The sequence below is a fragment of the Vibrio sp. 811 genome (assembly GCF_033339195.1).
On record NZ_JAWOUB010000006.1, the window covers coordinates 62,908 to 84,831 of the forward strand.

19 protein-coding genes are annotated in these 21,924 nt (G+C 45.6%); 12 read left to right on the forward strand and 7 right to left on the reverse strand.

Translation table 11 applies throughout. The features are described from left to right. Positions 1-35 precede the first annotated feature (35 nt). From doeB to R7Q46_RS11665, 5 genes are all read left to right on the forward strand, one after another. Positions 36-1,043 carry a N(2)-acetyl-L-2,4-diaminobutanoate deacetylase DoeB gene (gene doeB / locus R7Q46_RS11645; RefSeq protein ID WP_005373782.1) on the forward strand — a complete coding sequence of 336 codons (1,008 nt, stop codon included), beginning with the start codon at positions 36-38 and terminating at the stop codon, positions 1,041-1,043. Positions 1,044-1,188: 145 nt separating this feature from the next. Continuing rightward, complete coding sequence (locus tag R7Q46_RS11650) at positions 1,189-1,668, forward strand: Lrp/AsnC family transcriptional regulator (protein WP_006741393.1); 480 nt, start codon at positions 1,189-1,191, stop codon at positions 1,666-1,668. A gap of 155 nt (positions 1,669-1,823) precedes the next feature. Further along, positions 1,824-3,344, forward strand: a complete 1,521-nt coding sequence (locus tag R7Q46_RS11655; RefSeq protein WP_137282805.1) for an NAD-dependent succinate-semialdehyde dehydrogenase — start codon at positions 1,824-1,826, stop codon at positions 3,342-3,344. A 41-nt stretch (positions 3,345-3,385) separates the two neighbouring features. Further along, complete coding sequence (locus R7Q46_RS11660) at positions 3,386-4,789, forward strand: aspartate aminotransferase family protein (RefSeq protein WP_053304591.1); 1,404 nt, start codon at positions 3,386-3,388, stop codon at positions 4,787-4,789. A 172-nt stretch (positions 4,790-4,961) separates the two neighbouring features. Beyond that, a complete protein-coding gene (locus R7Q46_RS11665) occupies positions 4,962-5,483 on the forward strand; it encodes a DUF2058 domain-containing protein (protein WP_017633576.1) in 522 nt (173 codons plus the stop codon). Positions 5,484-5,575: 92 nt separating this feature from the next. On the opposite strand, the gene R7Q46_RS11670 is transcribed toward R7Q46_RS11665, so the two are convergent. From R7Q46_RS11670 to R7Q46_RS11680, 3 genes are all read right to left on the reverse strand, one after another. After that, positions 5,576-6,190, reverse strand: a complete 615-nt coding sequence (locus tag R7Q46_RS11670) for a LysE family translocator (protein ID WP_017633575.1) — start codon at positions 6,188-6,190, stop codon at positions 5,576-5,578. A gap of 77 nt (positions 6,191-6,267) precedes the next feature. After that, positions 6,268-6,660, reverse strand: coding sequence for a ribosome recycling factor family protein (locus R7Q46_RS11675; RefSeq protein WP_017819813.1), 393 nt, complete (start codon positions 6,658-6,660; stop codon positions 6,268-6,270). Between the two features lie 19 nt (positions 6,661-6,679). Beyond that, on the reverse strand, positions 6,680-7,549 hold the full coding sequence (locus R7Q46_RS11680; protein ID WP_005373812.1) for a LysR family transcriptional regulator: 870 nt from the start codon (positions 7,547-7,549) through the stop codon (positions 6,680-6,682). A gap of 105 nt (positions 7,550-7,654) precedes the next feature. On the opposite strand from R7Q46_RS11680, the gene R7Q46_RS11685 reads away from it, so the two are divergent. Both R7Q46_RS11685 and ansB read left to right on the forward strand, forming a co-directional pair. Beyond that, positions 7,655-8,911 carry an adenylosuccinate synthase gene (locus tag R7Q46_RS11685; protein ID WP_005373814.1) on the forward strand — a complete coding sequence of 419 codons (1,257 nt, stop codon included), beginning with the start codon at positions 7,655-7,657 and terminating at the stop codon, positions 8,909-8,911. A 370-nt stretch (positions 8,912-9,281) separates the two neighbouring features. Further along, a complete protein-coding gene (ansB, locus tag R7Q46_RS11690; RefSeq protein ID WP_042523261.1) occupies positions 9,282-10,346 on the forward strand; it encodes an L-asparaginase 2 in 1,065 nt (354 codons plus the stop codon). Positions 10,347-10,422: 76 nt separating this feature from the next. Here ansB and R7Q46_RS11695 read toward each other — a convergent pair whose 3' ends face one another. Next, entirely contained in the window at positions 10,423-11,259 is an 837-nt protein-coding gene (locus tag R7Q46_RS11695) for a pyruvate, water dikinase regulatory protein (RefSeq protein WP_005373820.1), read from the reverse strand. A 251-nt stretch (positions 11,260-11,510) separates the two neighbouring features. On the opposite strand from R7Q46_RS11695, the gene ppsA reads away from it, so the two are divergent. The 4 genes from ppsA (at position 11,511) to tyrS (ending at position 17,174) form a co-directional block, all read left to right on the forward strand. Further along, positions 11,511-13,883, forward strand: coding sequence for a phosphoenolpyruvate synthase (ppsA, locus tag R7Q46_RS11700; protein ID WP_005373822.1), 2,373 nt, complete (start codon positions 11,511-11,513; stop codon positions 13,881-13,883). A gap of 170 nt (positions 13,884-14,053) precedes the next feature. Continuing rightward, complete coding sequence (locus R7Q46_RS11705; RefSeq protein WP_005373824.1) at positions 14,054-14,833, forward strand: hypothetical protein; 780 nt, start codon at positions 14,054-14,056, stop codon at positions 14,831-14,833. A gap of 193 nt (positions 14,834-15,026) precedes the next feature. After that, positions 15,027-15,833 (forward strand): response regulator transcription factor, encoded by an 807-nt coding sequence (locus tag R7Q46_RS11710; protein WP_021707696.1) that lies wholly within the window; start codon positions 15,027-15,029, stop codon positions 15,831-15,833. An 81-nt stretch (positions 15,834-15,914) separates the two neighbouring features. After that, positions 15,915-17,174, forward strand: coding sequence for a tyrosine--tRNA ligase (tyrS, locus tag R7Q46_RS11715; protein WP_053307191.1), 1,260 nt, complete (start codon positions 15,915-15,917; stop codon positions 17,172-17,174). A gap of 106 nt (positions 17,175-17,280) precedes the next feature. On the opposite strand, the gene R7Q46_RS11720 is transcribed toward tyrS, so the two are convergent. Then, the gene (locus tag R7Q46_RS11720) at positions 17,281-18,315 is read right to left on the reverse strand and encodes an ABC transporter substrate-binding protein (protein WP_017633571.1); all 1,035 of its coding nucleotides are present in this window, start codon (positions 18,313-18,315) and stop codon (positions 17,281-17,283) included. Positions 18,316-18,452: 137 nt separating this feature from the next. Further along, positions 18,453-18,812 (reverse strand): DUF6559 family protein, encoded by a 360-nt coding sequence (locus R7Q46_RS11725; protein WP_203345314.1) that lies wholly within the window; start codon positions 18,810-18,812, stop codon positions 18,453-18,455. A 167-nt stretch (positions 18,813-18,979) separates the two neighbouring features. Here R7Q46_RS11725 and R7Q46_RS11730 point away from each other — a divergent pair, with 167 nt between their 5' ends. Beyond that, positions 18,980-19,234, forward strand: coding sequence for a hypothetical protein (locus R7Q46_RS11730; protein WP_005373837.1), 255 nt, complete (start codon positions 18,980-18,982; stop codon positions 19,232-19,234). A gap of 101 nt (positions 19,235-19,335) precedes the next feature. On the opposite strand, the gene R7Q46_RS11735 is transcribed toward R7Q46_RS11730, so the two are convergent. Beyond that, positions 19,336-21,744, reverse strand: coding sequence for a beta-mannosidase (locus tag R7Q46_RS11735; RefSeq protein WP_213871458.1), 2,409 nt, complete (start codon positions 21,742-21,744; stop codon positions 19,336-19,338). Positions 21,745-21,924: the final 180 nt, after the last annotated feature.

Consider the following 21,924-nt stretch of genomic DNA (forward strand, 5'->3'; position numbering starts at 1 on the left):
TGTTGAGCTAGGTCTGAGAACTAAAAGGACTTGATATGCAAAAAAGCTCGATCACAGCCACCATAGACTTTGACCGAGAAGGTGTACAGCACGGCTTTTTAACGCTGCCCTATTCACATGACGACTCCGCCTGGGGCAGTATTATGATACCTATCACCGTGATCAAAAATGGTCACGGACCAACCGCACTGCTTACTGGCGGTAATCACGGAGACGAATACGAAGGCATCACCAGCCTGCTAAAATTGACGAACTCGCTTCAGGCAGATCAAATCCAAGGTCGTGTCATTATTGTACCCATGATGAACTTACCTGCGGTACAAAATGCCTCACGTACGTCGTTTATCGATAAGGGGAATTTAAATCGCAGCTTTCCCGGCAACCCCATAGGCACAGTGACCGAGAAAATTGCGGATTATTTTACTCGTTACCTAGTTCCTAAGTGCGATTTTGCGTTAGACATTCACTCAGGTGGTAAAACGTTAGATATCGTGCCGTTCGCCGCTGCCCATCGTCTCGACAATCTCGATCAAGAAGAAGCCTGCATATTAGGTGCAAAACTGTTTGGCGCACCTTACACCATGATCTTGCTCGAAATGGACGCCACCAGCCTGTATGACACTGCCGTGGAGTCTCAGGGAAAAATCTTTGTTACCACCGAACTAAGAGGAGGCGGAACCAGCACTCCAGAAACCATCGCTTATTCCGACCGTGGCATTCGCAACTTCTTACGCTTCTCAGGCAACTTGCCCGGTGACTACGAACAACCAACCCAACCAACTAAGTTATTAGATATGCCTGATGCAAGTTGTTATGTGCAAAGCCAACACCACGGCATCACAGAATACTTATTTGATCTTGGCGATACCGTCAAAAAGGGCGATGTATTAGTGAGAATCTTCTCGACCGAGCGCACAGGTACCGCCCCCGTTGAGTACAAGTCACAGCGCAATGGTATTTTCGCGGCACGTCGTTTTCCTGCTATGGTGAATATCGGTGACACTATCGCAGTTATAGCCGAAGACTGCGGCGAGATAGGCTGATTGAAAAGCCAACTAAAGAAATCAAAACAAATGGCATACCAGAAGCAAACTGGAAAGCACCTTATAACAGCGACCAGTCATCAGCTAACAGCGACCAGTCATCAGCCTTTCATGAAATGATTAGTATTCAACAGGGAGACTCATAATGCGCCTCGATCGCTACGACGTAAAAATTCTACAAATACTTCATGACAATGGCCGTATTACAAAATCTCACCTTGCCGAGGCCATTAACCTATCCGTGAGCCCTTGCTGGGAGCGTGTCAAAAAACTGGAAGAAGCAGGCATCATTGAAGGCTACGGGGCAAAAGTAAATACCGATGTTTTGTTCAAACGAACGTCGGTCATGGTTGAAGTTACGCTCAAAGAGCACAGCGCCCAAGCGTTCAAACGTTTCGAGCAACTGGTTCAACACTCACCAGAAGTCACTGATTGTTATGCCACAGGCGGCGGTGTCGATTACATCCTCAAAATTCAGTCGGAAGATATTGATCAATATCAGCGGCTTATCGACAACTGGTTAGAGTCAGAAGTGGGCATTGAGCGCTACTTTACTTACATCGTGACGAAAACAATCAAACGTGATGCAGGCACATTAGAAGTGAACCAAAACGCCTTGTTCTAAAAGGGAAAACACGCTTAAAAGACGACCAGAAAAATCACCATATCTAACGGTGTGGAAAAGAAATTTTTGATGGTTTAAACCTCGGCATCAGAAATTATTTCGGTCACTTCTCCATTACAGTTTAACTATGGGCAACGACGCTGGGAGAAGGACTCATGACAGCACTGCACAGCTTACATGCTGAGGAATTAAAAGCCTCGCACGACATGATGGCGATAATGAAAGACGTACGTTTGGTGAGAGGTTTAGCGTACGTAAATGGCAAATGGGTAACTGGTGACCAATTTCATCCGGTGGATAATCCAGCGGATGGTACTGTCATCGGCTACATTACCAAGCTATCTCAGCAACAACTCTATCAAGCGATTGATGAAGCCGACCAAGCCTTTCGTCAATGGCGAAAAATGCAAGCAGAAGAACGCGCTGAAATTCTCATGCGTTGGCACGACCTGATTCTAGAATCAAAGCAAGATCTTGCTCATTTGATGGTGATGGAGCAAGGAAAAACACTAGGTGATGCTGTAGGTGAGATTGACTACGGCGCATCCTTTGTTCGTTGGTTTGCCGAAGAAGCACGCCGCTGTTATGGCGAAACCATCCCAAGTCATATTCCGAATGCGCAGCTATCAACGGTGCGCGAGCCAATTGGTGTCGCAGCACTGATTACGCCTTGGAACTTTCCTAATGCCATGATCACACGCAAAGCCGCTGCCGCACTAGCAATAGGCTGTCCGGTGCTCATTAAGCCTGCCAGTGAAACGCCTTTTTCTGCGTTAGCGTTGGCAGAATTAGCAGACCGAGCTGGCTTTCCATCTGGTGTATTTAACGTGATCACTGGCGATGCGGTGATGGTGTCACAAACCTTGTGCCACTCCGATAAAGTCAAAGCGCTCTCGTTCACAGGCTCAACTCGAGTAGGCAAACTGTTGCTACGCGACGCGGCACAAACCGTGAAGAAGTGCAGTATGGAGCTCGGTGGTAACGCCCCTTTCATCGTGCTGCCAGATATGGATGTCGAGCAAGCAGCCAAAGCCGCCGTGGATGCGAAGTTTCAAACCGCAGGACAAGACTGCTTGGCCGCAAACCGTATTTTCGTCCCTGACGATAAGTACGAAGCGTTTTTGGAAGCGTTTGCCAAAGAAATGAGCCACATCGTTTTGGGCAATGGCTTAGACGAAAAAACCACCATGGGACCGCTTATTAATCGCACTGCGGTGGATAAAGCGCATGATTTGGTGCGTGACGCGCTCGACAAAGGCGCGCGATTGGTAGCGGGATACCACCAGCCCGTACCAGGCGAAAACTTCTTCGCGCCGACATTGCTAGCCGATGTAACCCCTGAAATGGCGGTGTATCGCGAAGAGAATTTTTGTCCTGTGGCAGGCGTATTGCCTTACCAAGACTTAGATACCGTGATTGAAATGAGCAACGACACTGAGTACGGCTTAGCTGCCTATGTTTATGGTCACGATATTCACCAAATTTGGCACTGCATGCGCGGTTTGGAGTTTGGCATGGTGAGCGTGAACTCCGTCAAAATGACAGGGCACCCTATCCCATTCGGCGGCGTGAAACAGTCTGGTCTTGGACGAGAAGGAAGCCGTCACGGATTTGAAGAATACAGTGAAATCAAATACTGCTGCTTAGGCGCTTTACCAACCGTCAGTGGCAGTTGAGGCACGAAATATGGATATCCAATTATTCGAGGAGAAGGATCATGAGTAACAAAACCCAACAACTTTTAGAGATCGATCGTCAGAGAGTATTTCATGCCTCAACCCACCTGAAGCAGTATGCGGCCGGGGAGCTTCCGGGAAGAATTATCTCGAGCGGAAGCGGAATACGCATCACCGATTCAGAAGGCATCGAGCTGATAGACGGCTTTGCCGGGTTGTATTGTGTAAACATTGGCTATGGCAGGACCGAAATGGCCGATGCGATTTATGAGCAAGCCAAAGAACTGGCGTACTACCACACGTACGTCGGTCATACGAACGAAGCGCTCGTGACACTGTCAGATCGCATCATCAAAATGGCGCCTGAAGGCATGAGCAAAGTTTACTACGGCATGTCAGGCAGCGACGCGAACGAAACTCAACTTAAGTTGGTATGGTATTACAACAATGCTCGTGGTCTACCAGAGAAGAAAAAAATCATTTCGCGTGACCGCGGCTACCATGGTTCAAGTATCGCGTCCGGTTCAATGACAGGTTTGCCGCTGTTCCACGCCCATTTTGATTTACCACTTGAGCGTATCAAACACACCATCGCGCCATATTATTATCGCCGTGAAGACGAGAGTATGTCTGAGCTCGAATTCTCTCAATATTGCGCAGATCAACTCGAAGCGATGATCTTGGAAGAAGGCCCAGAAACGGTAGCAGCAATGATTGCAGAACCAGTGCTCGGTACTGGCGGTATTGTGCCACCACCAGCAGGGTACTGGCAGGCGATTCGCAAAGTGCTCGACAAATACGATGTACTCTTGATTGCGGATGAAGTGGTGTGTGGCTTTGGTCGCCTCGGCTCCGATTTTGGCTCACTGCACTACGACATGAAACCAGATCTCATCACGGTAGCGAAAGGGTTAACCTCAGCGTATCAACCGCTGTCTGGCGTGATCGTCGGTGAACGAGTTTGGAGTGTGCTAGAAAACGGCACCGACCAATGGGGCGCTATCGGACACGGTTATACCTACTCTGGTCACCCAATGGGAGCGGCAGCCGCGAACTGCAACCTCGATATCATTGAACGTGAAGGCTTAGTGCAAAACGCGGCCGAAGTCGGCGCTTACTTGCAGCAACGTATGGCAGAGACGTTTAACGATCATCCATTAGTCGGTGATACTCGTGGCGTTGGCTTGTTGCATGCGTTGGAGTTTTCTTCAGACAAGCTTCGCCGAGCACACTTTGATCCAAACTTGAAAGTAGGCCCGCAAATCGCGGCGGCCTGTTTAGAGCAAGGCTTAATCGCTCGCGCTATGCCACATGGTGACATCCTCGGTTTTGCTCCACCGCTTATCGCGAATCGTAACGATATAGACACCATTGTCGACAAAGCGCATCAAGCGGTAAACAAAGTGATGGATAACCTCGTCACATCTAAACAGTGGCAGCCATAACCCACCTAGATTTCAGTAACGCTCGCGGGCTTTGGAGAAGGCCCGCTTTGCACTTTCCATTAAAGAGATAACAAGCCAACCAAACATTTTAGACCCATAGAAAGCACTATTATTTACTACAAGTGGCAATAGTGGGTAAAATGCCCAAAATTGCGCACTAACTGGATAAAACATGGCAAAACTTACCCTTCAAGAACAAATGCTGAAAGCTGGCTTAGTTAATGAAAAGAAACTAAAGAAAGCGAAGAAAGGCTCTAAAAAATCACGCGTTCAAGCACGCGAAGTAAAAGCGGCGGTTGAAGAGAATAAACGCCAACAGTTAGAGCGTGATAAACAATTGAGCGAACAACAAAATGCTGAGCGATTAAATAAAGAGATCAAAGCGCAGATCAATCAATTGATTGAGATGAACAAGATCGACTTAAAAGATGGCGACATCAAATACAACTTCACTCACGGTACGCTAGTGAAATCACTTTATGTAGATTCACTTATCCGCGAGCAGTTGATCAAAGGTATTTTGGCAATCGCAATTGTTGGTGAAAGCTATGTTGTCATTCCACGTGGAGTAGCGAATAAAATTGCTCAACGTGATGAGTCCGTCATCATCGAACAAAAAGAACCTGAATCGGACATTCCAGCAGAAGACGATCCATACGCAGATTTCGTCGTGCCTGACGATTTGATGTGGTAACAATAAATAATCGATGCATCAACGAAAAGAGCCGCTGATGTAACATCAGCGGCTCTTTTTATAGAAAAATAATCTACAGAGATGATGTGTTGTTATTGCTTACTTAGTAGCAAATTCGCACCTGATGCTGCTAAAAACAACGAACATCCGCGATTGAAACGTTTCGCCATTTTTGGATTTGAAAACCAGTGTCTCAAGTACAAACCAAAGATGGCATAGATTGAAATGGCGACCATTTCTAATATCAAAAACGTGGAGCCAAGGGCAAAAAACTGCTCTTGAACGTTGGCATTGGCATCAACAAATTGCGGCAAGAATGCAGTAAAAATAAGTATCGCTTTCGGGTTGCCAGCAGCAAGCGTAAATTCTTGCTTCGCAAGTCCTGCGTAATTGCGCGAATTGTCCAAGTCAGAGATCGGGCTGGACTCTGAACGCCAAAGGTTGAACGCAATCCACAGTAGATACAGCGCCCCTACCAGCTTTATTGCCAAAAATAGCATTTCTGACGTATACAAAATCACAGCCAGACCTGATGCAGACAACGCAATCATCGCTGAAAAAGCAGCAATTCTGCCTAAACTGGCCGTAAACGCGGCCCTAAAGCCGTAACAACGAGCATTATTCATTGCCAATAAATTGTTTGGGCCTGGAGCCATATTTAGAGCAAAGCAAGCAGGGATAAAAAGGAGAAGCTGCCAAATATCCATAATAAAATGGTCTTAGTGAGTGATTTTGATCGGTACCCTAACATCTGTTAATAAAGTGAGTAAACCACAAACCGATCTTAAAGCAACTCAGCATCAAATCGTGCCGTGCGAGCTTGAACTAACGTGCAGTTCGTTTCAGCCATCAGCTCCGCTAAGGTGATGTTTGGGTTTTGTCTCACCAAACGTATCAACTTCACGTCCAAAGGTTCCAATTTGTCTTGGTGAGCAAGTAGAGCTTGTTCGATCTTGTTGATCGCAAATCGCATCGTCTCTGCTTCTTCGTTTTTGAGATGCTCTAAAAACGCTTTTACATCCAAAGCCTCGCCTGAGATTTGCCAATGACGAGATCGTCTAATTCGCTTAAGATCGCACTGTTTTTCTGCTGCGAGTGTTTTCGCTCGCTTGGCATGGTCGCCCCCAATACGGTGAATCAAGGATGGGAGCGAAATCGTAATCTTCGTCTCTTTCATGGCCTTTTCTTTCATCGCCTTAGCCCTCAACCACCGACACATTCTCGCCAACCCAAGCCAACAACTGTTTTGCCGCTTTGGATAACACCTGATTTTGACGCACGATGTAGCCGAAATCAGTGTTTGGAAAACTTGGCAAAGGCGTAACTTCTCGAGAAAGCTTTAATCTCGGATCGAGCGAAAAATCCGGCACAATAGCAGTCCCAAACCCCGCTTCCGCCCAGTCGATTTGTGCTTCCACACTGCCCACTTCCATCACGCGATGCTTAGGCAGATTTAGTTCAGGTAAAGACGCATCAATCAGCTCTCGGGTTCGAGTATCGTGCCCTAGCAGGATCAGCGTCTGGCTCTCTTTTCGATTGTCTTGCCACTCAAAAATGTTATCGCCAAACGCACACCAGTGAATTTGCGTGAGAGGCGTAAAATGCAGCGGTTGACTCTCTTTTTGTGCGATAACAAAGCCGATATCGGCACGCGCACTTTTCACCAAATCCACCGCTTGAGAAGATGTGGTATTGAACAATGCCAAGTCGATCCCCGGATATTCACTTTTGAATTGCTGAAATGGTTTGATAAGCAGTAAACGTGAAACAATATCGCTCGCCGCAATAGAAAGCGTCCCCTGCGTAAGATCGTTGATGGCATTGAGATCCGACTGACAAATTTGCAGCTCATTAAGCATCCGCTGCGCCGTAGCTAACAAACGCTTCCCCGCTTGCGTCAACTGCACAGGATTTCGCTCAATCAATTTCGTGCGCGTGGCTTGCTCCAGCTGCTTGATATGCAAACTTACGTTCGGCTGTGTCATGTGGAGTTCCGTCGCTGTTTTACCAAAGTGTTTTACCTCTGCAAGAGTTACGAAGGTTCGCAGCCAGTTCAAATCTAACATTGCCAATTCCGATATGAGATTCTTATCAAGTTAATGAGTATAATTAATTTCTCTTATTATGGCGAACACCTTAAGATTTTTGCATCTGTTTTTGGAGATTAAATTATGTCGTCTATCGTTGTTGTGGGTGCAAACTGGGGTGATGAAGGCAAAGGCCGCATCGTTGACTTTTTGGCAGAGCAAGCTTCTGCGAGCATTCGTTTCCAAGGTGGTAACAACGCGGGTCACACCGTGGTTAACGATCTAGGTACGTTTAAGCTGCACCAGCTACCAAGTGGCGTATTCAACCCAGACTGTTTGGCAGTGTTAGGTCCGGGTATGGTTATCAGCCCTGCGTTGCTGTCTCAGGAGATTGCGGAAGTTGAAGAAGCAGGCGTAAAAGTGAATATGTGCATCTCTGATCGCGCAACACTGTGTCTACCGCTACACGCACTAGAAGATACGCTAGAAGAACAACGTTTAGGCGACAAAGCATACGGTTCAACTCGTCAAGGTATTGCACCTGCTTACGGTGACCGCGTAATGAAGAAAGGCATCCTAGTTGGTTGGTTGAAGCAACCAGAAGTATTGGTTGAACGCCTTCAATTCATGATGGATTGGAAACTGCCGCAACTGCGTGCACTTTACCCGACGTTCGAGTTTGAACAAACCGCTGAAGAACTGGCGAACTGGCTGCTAGAAGTCTCTGCACCTTGGCGCGATTCAATTTGCAACGTAACGCTTCCTCTAAAAGAACTACAAGCGAAAGACAAAACTCTATTGTTCGAAGCGCAGCTTGGCGCGGGTCGTGACCTTGTTTACGGTGAGTACCCTTGGACAACATCTTCTAACGTTGTATCAATGTACGCGGGTATCGGTAGTGGCCTTCCGGCACTGCGTCCTGAACGCGTTATTGCGGTTGCAAAAGCCTTCAGCTCATCAGTGGGTACTGGTACGTTGATCACTGCAATGGAAGAGCAAGACGCTTTCCGCGAACTTGCTGGCGAGTTCGGTGCAACTACGGGTCGTCCACGCGACATGGGCTACTTCGACGCAGTCGCTACGAAAAATGGCGTTGAACTGCAAGCAGCAACTGAAATTGCACTAACGAAAGTAGACTGTTTGACTGGCCTTAACGATCTGAAAATCTGTGTTGGCTACGAAGGCGACCACAGCGAAAACCCAATCTGGCCTCAAACTGCCTCTCTTGCGCCAATCTACGAGAAGATGGAAAGCTGGAGCGAGGACATCACAGGTTGTCGTAAGTTTGAAGAGCTTCCAGTAGCAGCACAGAAATACGTTCTACGCATTGAGGAACTCATGGGCGTACCAGTAAAAATGGTGTCTGTGGGTCCTGGTCGTGAACAAATGATTATGCGATAAGATGTGAATTAACACATCATTGGCAAGCGGCTTTTATCTGTTCCGGGGTAAAGCCGCTTTTTTTTACACTGTAAACTTTGGAAAATTGCACGGCTAAATTCATGTTTAATAACCTCATCACGAGACTCCTACCTCCTTTATTTATAAATCAATAAATTATAGGACTTAACACGTTGTGCACGTTACTAGCACATCTCACTTGTTAAAGAAGCACGTCAATTAGGTTAACTGGTTGATTTGATATTCTTTAAGTGATTAGTTGATCACGATCTTCATCTGCAATTTGTTGAACTAGTACTCAAAAAATCTAACCCGCTGTTTTTAGGATAGATGAGTTCCCCAACATCCAACCTAACAGCAGGTGATTCCCATGACGAAAAATCTTTTCCGCCTCAGTACGATAACCCTTGGTTTGTGCCTTAGTTCTTTGTCTTTCGCGCAATCCGATCTTCCGAACATTAAAATTCTTGCCACTGGCGGCACCATAGCAGGCGCAGGTCAATCTGCAACAGAGTCAAACTACACAGCAGGTAAAGTCGGCGTTGAATCATTGATTTCTGCGGTGCCGAGTATGACCAACATTGCCGATATTTCTGGAGAGCAAGTGGTCAGTATCGGTTCACAAGATATGAATGATGAAGTGTGGCTAAAATTATCGAAAAGAGTTAATGAGCTACTCGATCAAGATGATGTTGACGGCATCGTCATTACTCATGGTACGGATACGTTAGAGGAAACCGCTTACTTCCTTGATCTGACCGTCAAGAGCAAAAAGCCTGTCGTGATCGTCGGTGCAATGCGTCCTTCCACCGCAATGAGTGCTGATGGACCAGTCAACTTATACAATGCAGTCGTAACAGCCACCGATGAAGATTCAGAAGGACGTGGCGTGCTAGTCGCAATGAATGACACGATTTTCGATGCGCGAGATGTGACAAAAACCAATACAACCTCCGTCAGCACTTTCCAGTCACCCAACTTTGGTGCTATCGGCTACATTCATAATAGCGATGCCAAATATCAACGAAGCCCAGAGCGTAAACATACGACAGAAACCCCATTCGATGTATCAAAGCTTACTAAGTTGCCTAAGGTCGGTATTGTTTATAACTATGCAAATGCCTCCAATTTGCCAGTGAAAGCCTTTGTGGATGCGAAGTTTGACGGCATCGTAAGTGCTGGTGTCGGTAATGGTAACTTGTACCACACTGTGTTTGATGAGCTAGAGAAAGCGAGTAAAGATGGCGTTGTTGTTGTAAGAAGCTCCCGAACGCCTAGCGGCTCAACCACTTTGGATGCTGAAATTGATGACGAAAAATACGGCTTTGTTGCCGCTGGTACATTGAACCCACAAAAAGCACGTATCTTACTGATGCTGTCACTGACTCAGACCAAAAACTATCAAGACATCCAAAAGATGTTCCAATACTATTAATTCTGTCTAAGGTTCATTCGATAGAGGAGGTACACACCTTACCTCCTCTTACACATAGCGACATGAGCGTCTCTTGTTAGCCAAACAAGCGACGCTTCATTCCTGCTTTTTCCAGAATACGCGTAGTAATTTCCTCAACAGACAGAGAGGACGTATTGATATATGGGATCGCCTCTCTTCTAAACAACGCCTCAACAGTGTCTAGCTCCAGCTTGCACTGCTCTGTGCTAGCGTAATCACTTCCAGACAAACGATTCTCACGGATTTCAGTCAAGCGCTCGGGATCGATCGTCAGCCCAAACAACTTATGACGATGGATCTCAAATTCAGGCAACAAACGCATCATCTTCACATCTTCCGCAATGAACGGATAGTTCACAACACGTAAACCAAATTGCATCGCCATGTACAAGCTAGTCGGCGTTTTTCCGCTGCGCGATACTCCCAGCAGGATAATATCGGCTTGTTCCAACCCTTTTAGCGTGATGCCATCATCATGCGCCAATGTGTATTCAATAGCCGCAATACGGTCAAAATAGGTGTCGGAATCTTTCCCCACACTGCGAGAACGCTGCAACTTAGGCTTTGGTGCCATCTGAATGTCGTCTTGCACTTTCTGCACAATACTCTCCAACACATCGTAACTGTATGCCGGCGCTTCAAGCAGCATTTCACGTACTTCTGGAACGACAATTGAGAAAAAGACCAGAGGTTTGACGCCATTGCGCTGGTAGGAAGTTTCAATTTCTTTGACTACGTCAGTAGCTTTGTCCTGGCTTTCTACAAACGGAAAGGTTTTTTCGTTAGGAATGAACGGAAATTGACCGAGAACAACATGCCCTAATGTCTCACATGTTATCGCCGTACCGTCAGAAACATAGAATACATCACGACTTTGGTTATTTATTTGCATTTCTGTTTAATTTTTCAAAATCTTTTGAGTAGGATGGTACACATAATATTAATAAATCAGTTTGGCTTTCAGTTAGGTTCACCACAGCTTTAAAAATTCTTTTGAATTTTTTTCAGCCAGAACGTAATCGTTTGCCTTTGATATCAATCTAAATGAAGCAATGTATGGTCAACGTGTAATAACAGCCAACATGCGATTGTTTAGATCGATTTAAGTCCCCCTACTAAGCTGCAATGTTTCTGGAGAAAGACATGCAAAAGAACACCCTCTGGTTCAATGGCCTATCCATGGATGATGTCGACAAAGTCGGCGGTAAGAATGCTTCACTTGGCGAAATGGTTTCTAACCTAGCAAACGCAGGCGTTTCTGTACCAAATGGTTTTGCGACAACCTCATACGCGTTTAACCAATTCCTTGACCACGAAGGTTTGGATGAGCGTATTCACCAATTACTCGATGAACTAGACGTTGAAGATGTAGAAGCTCTGCGTAAGACAGGTGCAAACATTCGTCAATGGGTATTAGAGGCCCCTTTCCCTGCGGACCTTGAACAAGAAATTCGTGAAAATTACCAAGAACTGATCGAAGGCAATCCTGAGCTTTCAGTCGCAGTTCGTTCATCTGCTACGGCAGAAGACCTACCTGATGCTTCTTTTGCTGGTCAGCAAGAAACGTTTTTGAACGTGAAAGGCATCGACGCAGTACTAGAAGCAACTAAGCACGTTTACGCTTCTCTATTTAACGACCGTGCGATTTCTTACCGCGTTCACCAAGGGTTCGACCACCGTGGCATCTCGCTATCTGCGGGTATCCAACGTATGGTGCGTTCAGATAAAGCCTCGTCGGGTGTTATGTTTACACTAGACACTGAATCGGGTTTCGACCAAGTTGTCTTCATCACCTCTTCATGGGGTCTAGGCGAGATGGTCGTTCAAGGTGCAGTAAACCCTGACGAGTTCTACGTTCACAAGCCAATGCTTGAAGCAGGCGAACACCCAATCGTTAAGAAAACATTTGGTTCTAAGTTGATCAAAATGATCTACTCAGATAACCAAGAAATCGGCAAACAAGTTGATATCGTTGATACTTCTGATGAAGAGCGCAACACGTTCTCATTGAACGACGACGAGATCAAAGAGCTCGCAAAACAAGCAATGATCATCGAAAAGCACTATCAGCGTCCAATGGACATTGAATGGGCAAAAGATGGTATTGATGGCAAGCTGTACATTGTTCAAGCGCGTCCTGAAACCGTATGTTCACAAACGGAACAAAACGTGATTGAGCGCTACGAGCTACAAAACAAAGCAGATGTTTTGGTTGAAGGTCGTGCAATCGGTCAGCGCATCGGTAAAGGCGTGGTTCGCTTGGTTGACTCTCTGGACCAAATGTCTTTAGTCCAAGAAGGTGACGTGCTAGTTACAGACATGACTGACCCAGACTGGGAACCAGTGATGAAAAAAGCATCTGCAATCGTAACCAACCGTGGTGGCCGTACTTGCCACGCAGCCATCATCGCTCGTGAGCTTGGTATTCCTGCAATCGTTGGCTGTGGCGATGCGACAAGCAAGTTAACCGATGGTGCAACCGTGACCGTATCTTGTTCTGAAGGTGAAACGGGCTACGTTTACCAAGGTGAACTTGAGTTTGACGTAAAACGCTCTTCTGTTGATGAACTGCCACTGCTACCAACAAAAGTGATGATGAACGTGGGTAACCCTGATCGCGCGTTTGACTTCGCACAAATTCCAAATGAAGGTGTTGGTCTTGCTCGTCTTGAATTCATCATCAATAAGATGATTGGTATCCACCCGAAAGCATTACTTAACTTTGATGCACAAAGCGATGAGCTAAAAGCAGAAATCACTCAGCGTATTCGTGGTTACAAAGATCCTATCGATTTCTACGTAAGCAAGCTGACAGAAGGTATCGCAACCATTGCTGCGGCATTTTGGCCGAAACGCGTTATTGTTCGTATGTCTGACTTTAAGTCTAACGAATACAGCAACTTGGTTGGCGGTAAAGCATACGAACCGCATGAAGAAAACCCAATGCTTGGCTTCCGTGGCGCGTCTCGTTACATTTCTCCAGTGTTTGAAGACTGCTTCGAGCTAGAAACTCAAGCAATCAAACGCGTTCGTAACGAAATGGGTCTGAAAAACGTTGAAATCATGATCCCATTTGTGCGTACACCAAGCGAAGCAGCATCAGTGATTGATTTGCTAGCGAAGTTTGATCTGCGCCGTGGCGATCAGGGTCTTAAAGTCATCATGATGTGCGAACTGCCATCCAACGCGGTCCTTGCCGATGAGTTCTTAAAGTACTTTGATGGCTTCTCGATTGGCTCAAACGACATGACTCAGCTAACGCTTGGACTTGATCGTGACTCTGGCGATGTTGCACATCTATTTGATGAGCGTAACCCAGCGGTTAAGGTAATGCTTCAGATGGCGATTGATGCAGCAACAAAAGCAGGCAAATACGTTGGTATTTGTGGTCAAGGCCCATCAGACCACGACGACTTAGCGGAATGGCTAATGGATCAAGGTATTAGCTCTGTATCACTAAACCCAGATACGGTTATCGATACTTGGTTAAAACTCGGTAAAGTTAGCAGCAAGTAACACACGATAAACTCTAGCCCTCACACTCCCCTTGTGAGGGCTTTGTTATTCACACGTCATTTCACAATCAGTTCGTGATTCCTCTCTCAAGTTCGTCATTTAGTCAATTTCATTATCAAAGTCTGATGACCTAAAATGAATGGTATATCGATAACTCCAGAGAGAATTTGATGAAAAAGCCTATCGCACTCCTTACTACATTGATGCTCCTGGCATCCCCTGCTTATGCCGATTGGGATGAAATTTCCAATAAAATGTCTGAGCTTGGCGACGCAGTTTCTGATACTGCACAAGATGCTTGGGACGATACCAAAGCGTTTTCAAAACAAGCGTGGCAAGATTTCACGAACTGGTCCGAGGAAGCGATCAATACCGCAGGCGAATGGACAGAAGCCAGCATCGAGAAGAGCAAAGAATGGATAGATGCTGCCGACAAAAAAATTGATGAGCTGATGGAAGGCGATACGCCAGAAGAAGCTCGCCAAGCCGTGGACTTAATGGCAGATAGCGCTTTGCTCAAGTTATTTAATGAAAAGCCGGAGGCAAAAGCTATTTACGACAACGCGTACGGCTACGCGGTCTTTGATTCTCGTAAATTATCTTTGCTGTTTCACACCAACTCAGGGTCAGGAGTCGCAGTGAATAAGGAAACAGAAGAACGCACTTATATGAATATGTTTGGTTTGGGCGTTGCACTTGGGGCTGGCGGCAAATTTTACCAACAAGTGGTTCTGTTTGAGAGCAAAGAAGACTTTGATACGTTCGTCAACGAAGGATGGGAGGCCACAAGTGAAGCCTCTGCTGTTGCGGGCGAAGATTCAGAGCAACTTTCAAAACAATTTAACAGCGGCGTCGCCGTCTATCAGTTGAACGCTAAAGGTTTGCTCATCGATGCTAACGTGTCTGGTTCTAAATATTGGGTTAACGAAGAGCTCACTAACTCGCAGTAATGCATAGCAACTAATCGCTTAAATAAAACCGTTGTTATGCACCCTTATCAATAAGTTAACGGGGATATGATTCCTCAAAACTGAGCACTTACGCAACTTTCTCTATGGAAGTCACCAGAAGATGGCGACTTCCCTTTCTCGTTGGATTGCTTTTGGTTATGCTTGCGCAAAACCACCTGCAATTCGGTATCCCATGCCTGACAATAACTTTAATAATCTGCTAGCAGAAGCAATTTCTGCTCTTAACACGCCTAACTTTACTCCTAAACTTATGCGTGTCATTCGCACTCTTTTTCATTTTGATTGCGCAGTTATTTTAGGTTACCGAGAAGGTAAACATCCTATTTATCTCTACGACTCAATTGAGAACGAGCGAGAGTTACTTTTTCAACGCTACCTTACTGACTCATTTCAAAATGACCCTTTTTTTCTCAAACTAAACGAGACAAAGCAACAAGGCGTATTTACGCTCAAAGACGTGGCGCGTAAAGGCGTTGACTTCACCTCATACTGCGAGCAGTTCTATCATCAAACAGGGTGGAAAGACGAGCTTAGCATGCTAGTCGAAGTTGAATCTGGCCGTTGGGTCATGCTGTACTTCGGATATATGACTGATGGAAAATACTTTTCTCAGCAACAAATAAATAAGCTAAAGCCCTATTTCCCGATAATTCAGTCGCTTTGTCAGCAGCATTGGAAACAAACGGAATTTACCTTTTCTGAGCCTGTTTTTGCACAGAGTGCTTATTCTGGCAGTATGCGATTAGCCATTGAGCAAGCTTTAGCAACGTTTGGCGTAGAATCACTCACCCGTCGCGAACAAGAGGTGGCTTCGCTTCTCGCTCAAGGGTTTGACACCAAAGAAATTGCCGCGCGGTTACACTTAGTTCAAGGCACGGTCAAAAATCATCGAAAGCGAATTTACTCGCAATTAAATGTGTCTTCATTGAGTGAGTTATTCCAGCTTTTCCTCAATCACCTCATTCTCCATTCAAGATAAAAACTGTCCCTTAAGGGATATATCGAGAAAAGGTGTCGCGTTTTAGTCTAAATGTAACAACCACTAAGACAGACAAAAAGAATGACGACACCATTACTGCAAGATTTACAAGATCGTGGCTTGATTGCACAAGCCAGCGATTTGGAAGAAATTCAGACACTTCTCTCACAGCCACAAACCGTTTACTGCGGCTTCGATCCTACAGCTGGCAGCTTGCATATCGGCCACCTCGTGCCTTTGATTATGCTTAAGCGCTTTCAAGATGCCGGACACCAAGCTGTTGCCTTGATTGGCGGTGCAACGGGCATGATTGGCGACCCAAGCTTTAAAGCGACTGAGCGCAGTCTGAACTCAGCGGAAATCGTCTCAGGCTGGGTTAACGATCTCTCAAACCAAATTCAACAGTTGATGAATCACCAATTGAGCAAGCCAATGATCATGGTGAACAACGCTGACTGGATGAAAGCGATCAATGTGATCGACTTCTTCCGCGATGTGGGTAAGCACTTCTCGATCAATACTATGGTCAACCGAGAATCGGTAAAACAACGCCTGCAACGACCTGACCAAGGTATCTCCTTCACCGAATTTAGCTACGCCCTATTGCAATCGTACGATTTTGCCGAGCTAAACCGTCGATACGGTTGCCGTTTGCAAATCGGTGGCAATGACCAATGGGGAAACATCGTCAGCGGGATCGATTTAACTCGCCGTCAAAATGGTGAGCAAGTATTTGGCTTAACTCTGCCGCTGATCACCAAATCCGATGGTACCAAATTTGGCAAAACCGAAGGCGGTGCAGTATGGCTAGATCCTAGCAAAACCTCTCCTTACGCGTTCTACCAGTTCTGGCTTGGCGCAGAAGACGCCGACGTTTACCACTTCTTGCGTTACTACACATTCTTGAGCTGCGAAGAAATTGCCAGCATTGAAGCGCAAGACCAAGCAAGCCAAGGTAAGCCACAAGCACAACGTATTCTCGCTGAAGAAATGACGCGATTTGTTCATGGCGAAGACGGCCTCGCCAGTGCCGAGCGCATCACTCAAGCTTTATTCAGCGGTAATGTGCAACAACTGAGTTTGGGTGAATTAAAACAATTGGAGTTGGATGGTTTACCAAGCATTGAGAGCGCACTACAAGATTTGGTTGAGCTGTTGATTGAGTCGGGTTTAGCAAGTTCGAAGCGTGTTGCACGCGAACACATCAGCAACAACGCCATCAGTGTAAACGGTGAAAAAGTGCCGGCTGATAACCCGAGTTTGAGCTTCCCACTGTTTGATCAATATTGGTTACTGCAACGCGGTAAAAAGCACTTCTGCCTCGTGAAGCGTACCGCGTAGTAACACTCGCAGTACAAAGCCTATAAAAAATTCCCCTCACCACTTTCGTGATGAGGGGAATCCAAATTTGAACGATTTTAAGCCTAAAAATAGGCAAAGACGTTGCTTATTGCGTTCTTAAACGTTGCCAGTACTTTTCGTAAATCGCTAACGTTTCTGCGCCAACATCATTAATAAACTCGCCTTTTTTCAAGTCTTCTGATGAAGGGAAAATAGTACGGTTGTTTTTCAACTCTTCTGGCAATTTGTCACGCCCAGCGTTCGTTGCCGACGCATAACCCAAACTGGTCACGATTTCCGCTTGGTTCTCTGATTGGTACATGAAGTTAATAAATTTATGCGCCAATGCTTTGTTTTTACTGCCAGACGGAATAGTGAAGTTGTCCATCCACAATACCGCGCCCTCTTCCGGCATCACGAACTTCAGCTCAGGCATTTCAACCTGTCCTTGGAATGCGTTGCCGTTCCATTGCATGCCGACCGATGTTTCACCGGACACGTAAGGGACTTGCGGCGCATCTGAGTTGTACAGTAATACGTTGTTTTTCAGTGCGACTAGAGAATCAAAAGCCTGCTCGATTTCAGCTTCGTCTTTTGTATTCACGCTATGGCCATTTTTCTTCAGCGCCATACCGAACACATCGCGAACGTCATCAATCAACATGACTTGTTGTTCGTATTGAGACTCCCATAAGTCTGCCCATTTGGTCACTGGTTGCTCAACCATGGATTCGTTGTAGCTGATCCCTGTAATGCCCCAAATATAAGGCAGAGAGTAATCATTTTTCGGATCGTGCGCTTGGCCAAGTAAGCCGTCCATTGTGTCTTGCATGTTTGGCACTTGAGCGTGATCTATTTTCGAAAGCAGTCCTTCTCGACCCATTTTTTCAATGAAGTACGCAGAAGCAAAGACCACATCGTAACCAGAACCTTTTAGCAATTTTAGCTTGGTATACATTGATTCATTATTCTCAAAGGTCGAATAATTAATCGTAACGCCTTCTTGTTTTTCAAACGCTTTTAACGATGCTTCCGGCAAATAGCCACCCCATGCATAAACGTTCAACGTTTTGCTATCTGCATGAGCAAACATGCTGAGCACAAGAGCACTCAGCCCCAATCCTTTGATGATTAATTTCATGGTATGCAATCCAACCAGTCCAGCGACGCGCTGGGATTCGGGTGCATAATTAGGTAATTGTTACCCAATTGAAAGAAAATTTAATTAATCTTTAACAGCAAAAATATTTATCGAATTTATAAAATTAACGCATGTTTTTAATAGCGACTGTGCATACCAAAATGATGAGACATTCCATCTTCCATTCGACCTCCTTTCCAGCCACCAGAGCCGAGTAAATTAAGCACATCTTGAGCGGTATAATCGACACCAGCGAAGAAGTCATGCGCTACATCAGAGCGGATGGCTTGCAACTCTGGTTGATTTTCCAAATCAAGATCTTGCGGATTCGCATACAACGCCAACGCAATTTTTTGTTGGCACGCTCTTAACTCGCTGGTGCTCGTCTTTACCTGACCAACCGAAAAGTACTCACGACTGCCGTATCCCACCACCAATCTGGTACTCATTAGTTTAATCACTTTCTTAATGCGGCGACGTTGTATAAATCTCAACATGTTTTGTTATTCCTGTATTAAGTTGGCTATGGTCGTATTCTTTTGTTCGAATTAAAACACTCTGTTTTATCCGCGAAATTTCTCTAGCGCTTTTCGCGATGATCGGTTGTATAATACGATCCTGAAATATTTTGTTACGTTACCTCGGTAACCCCTGAGACTGCAACATGAACAACAGCAGATGGGTCGGCTTTATAGGCGGCACGATTGTCTTACTTAGTACCTTTATCCTCTTTGGATCTTCCGTCCACTCTGCTTGGTACCGAATCCCTGCGGAAGCCATTCATGGTATCGCCTTCACTCTGGCTTTTGGTTTAGGGTTAAACAGCCTACTGGCGTACGCGACGGCAATGATTACTCTTGCTGCACTATTCTACATTGGCTTTGTCGTTAGCTATCGGGTCCATCAGAAACTTAAATAGTCTTCTGTCTCAACCTGAGCTTAATAACGGATACTTGGTAACTAAAAAGGGAGCAAACGCTCCCTTTTTAGTTGTCAGCATGTAGATGTTCTATACCCGCTTTAATCATTAAGGTGGTATACCCTCAACGACTGCTGCATACCTGAAACATCATCACCTAAATACTCAACCGTCATTGGAACGTTGGTCAGTAGAGTAAAACTGGAGTCACTGAATCTTCCATCAGCATCACTCTCCAAATGAACAAAAAACGCAGGCTTATCCGCAATCAATGTAATTCGCCTCCCTTCAATAGAGACATCTATATTGGCTTTCGCTATCGGCAAGGTTTTTAGCTCGTGAGTACTAAACCATGTGTTGCTTATTCTGTATTCACCGATTTGCGCTTCAACATAGAAGAAGCTTGACGTAAGTTCGTCCTTCTCGATCGATTCATCCAATTGCCACAAAATCGTATTGCTGTCTGCTATGACTGTTTGTTCTAAGCTCCAACATTGCTTTTCTTCCCCTTGCCAATCTACCCACTTAAGCAGTGCGTTGACGCTTGCGGACTCTTTGGCATCATTGAGCAAATGTAGGCTCAACTTGCCTGTATGCTCGGAAAATACCAAATACTGCGGCGCAAAAAAGCGTTTTGCATGGTAGTGCAACTGCTTCCATCGACCACTGTATTCCAAACTAGACCAAGAACTGACAGGCCAACTGTCGTTGAGTTGCCAGTACAGCATGCCGCGACAAACTGGAGAAATGGCACGCCAATGATCGCATGCAGTTTTGATCGCGATTGCCTGCTGAACTTGACTTAAATACAGCATGCTCTCAAATCCAGAGGGAAAACGAAAATAGCGCGTGAACATCTCTGTGATAATACTATTACCACGCGGGTTCTTCTGATGTTGTTCGAAAGTTGGGGATGTAATATTCCAGTCTTGCTCAGGGACAAACCGCTTAACTTCAGCAAAAGATGGCCAAGATTGAAAACCAAACTCAGAGCAAAAACGAGGATTCACGTCAATGTAGGCACTGAATGATTTTCCTGAATGCCAAACGTCCCAAAAGTGCATATCGCCTTTACTATCATCATGCCACGCATCACCGAAATCCAGTTCACCATTACATGGGGAACTTGGCCAGAAACGGCGAGTGCTATCTTGCTCGGTAATCTCCTTCTCAATCATGCGGTTGAGGCGATCGTAGTTAGCCGTGTATTTGACTTTACTGCGCTTAGATTCGTCATACCAACCAATAGCTCCAATCACTTCATTGTCACCACACCAAAGTGCGATTGATGGGTGCTCCTTGAGCCTCGGGATTTGGAATCTAAGTTCTTCTTCTACGTCTTTTAAAAACTCGTCGTTTGATGGGTACAACGAGCAGGCGAACATCATGTCTTGCCACACCAACAAGCCAAGTTCATCACAAAGGTTATAAAAGGTTTCACTCTCGTACTGACCACCGCCCCATACGCGAATCATGTTCATGTTGGCGTCAACCGCACTTTGCAAAAGGTTGCGATAACGTGTTTCGTACTCTCGCCCCGGCATTGCGTCAATAGGGATCCAGTTGGCACCTTTAGCATTAATCGGTACGCCATTGACGATAAATTCCATTGCAGAGCCGTGCTCATCAGCTTGGTTATTTAGGGTTAACTGACGCAAACCAATGTTGTGCGTTAACTTTTGCTCTCTGCAAGAAATGGTAATGGGATAGAGATACGCTTCGCCATAACCCGATGGCCACCAGCGTTGAGGCTCCAAAATGTGGAACTGGCAATGATAGTGACCACTTCCTTTTGTTTGAATACATTGACGCTCACCATTAAATTCAACCATCATTCCATGGCGTTGACTGTCCGTTTCCACTTCAACTACTACATCAAGAAACACACTTCCATCGGCTTGCCATTGCTGCTCTGTCGAGAAACCTTTGAGCCAAAGCTCATTCACAATGTCGATTTGAATGGGGTCGTAAATACCCGATACCATCAAGCAAATGCCCCAGTCCCATCCGGAATGGCATTGTGTTTTGCGGATCAAGTTCATGTGTGGAATTTGGTTGTTGCCCATTGCCGATGGAATAGGAAATGGCAGTTTTTTTGCTCTTGCGATACCTTCTAAATCCGCCCGAGCAAACTCAATCCGAATCGTGTTAGTACCTTGCTTTAAATGCGGTTTAATATCCACACGTTGCTGGGTAAACATGTTGCTGCACGTTAGTGCTAGCTCACCATTAACATAGAAGGTTGCCAATGTATCGACACGAGTTAGCGTCATCCAAATTTGCTTGGCAGACAACGTAAACGCGTCGACGTCAAACTCACGTGAGATATGCCACTCACACTCTTCAATCCATCGAACTTTGTTTTCATTATCGGCAAAATAAGGATCTGGAATCTGCTCTGCTTGTAAAAGCGCCGACACATTATCGCCCGGAATAAACATTGGAATTTCAAGATTGGGGCGCTGTGGCGAGGTAAGCATCCACTGCCCGTTAAGTTCGAAGTGAGCCATCGAGTTAAACCTTAGCTTGGGAAAAACATGTTTTCTCAATGTAATCCTGATAATCCCATGCAAAAACAAGGGAAATGTTAATTACATACGAAATGCGGTGCATTTCACGTAAAAACTCTTTCTTTTGATCTCTACCCAAAAATCAGCAACTTGGCTAACCTGTTAAAAATTAATCGAAAT